Source organism: Paracoccus sp. DMF, assembly GCF_004407025.1.
GTDB classification, from domain to species: domain Bacteria; phylum Pseudomonadota; class Alphaproteobacteria; order Rhodobacterales; family Rhodobacteraceae; genus Paracoccus; species Paracoccus aminovorans_B.
On sequence record NZ_SOKV02000186.1, the window covers coordinates 1 to 694 of the forward strand.

Genomic DNA, 694 nt, shown 5'->3' on the forward strand with positions numbered 1-694 from the left:
GTCCGCGAACAGCTCGACGCCCTCGCCGACCTCCGGGTTTCCCTCGGATGACGACAACGACCTGACCGCCGGTCTCGACCTCGGCTTCGACGGCGCTGAAGACCTGCTTCGGGTCTGGCGGCAAGGCCTGCGCCCCGATCCGAACCTGACAGTGTCGGAATGGGCGGATAAGCATCGCTGGCTGTCGTCACGCGGCGCGGCGGAGCCGGGGCGGTATCGCACCGCCCGCGCACCCTATCTGCGCGAGATCATGGATGCGCTCTCGCCCGGCCATCCCGCCCAGCGCATCACCTTCATGAAGGCGGCGCAGGTCGGGGCCACGGAAGCGGGCAACAACTGGATCGGCTTCGTCATCCACCATGCGCCGGGGCCAATGCTGGCGGTGCTGCCGAGCCTGGAACTGGCGAAGCGCACCTCGCGCGGCCGACTCGATCCGCTGATCGCGGACAGCCCGGCCCTGCGCGAACGGGTGAACCCGGCCCGATCCCGCGATGCGGGCAACTCGATGCTGTCGAAGGAGTTTCCCGGCGGCATCCTCGTGCTGACCGGTGCGAATTCCGCCACCGGCCTGCGGTCGATGCCAGCGCGCTATGTGTTCCTTGACGAGGTCGACGCCTATCCCGCCTCAGCCGACGAAGAGGGCGATCCAGTCACGCTGGCAGAGGCGCGGACCACCACCTTCTCGCACCGGCGC

General features: G+C 69.0%; 1 protein-coding gene. It reads left to right on the plus strand.

All coding sequences use genetic code 11. The annotated features are described in order from the left end of the window. On the plus strand, window positions 1-694 hold a 694-nt coding region (locus tag E3D03_RS21120), incomplete at both ends, for a phage terminase large subunit family protein (protein WP_411969844.1).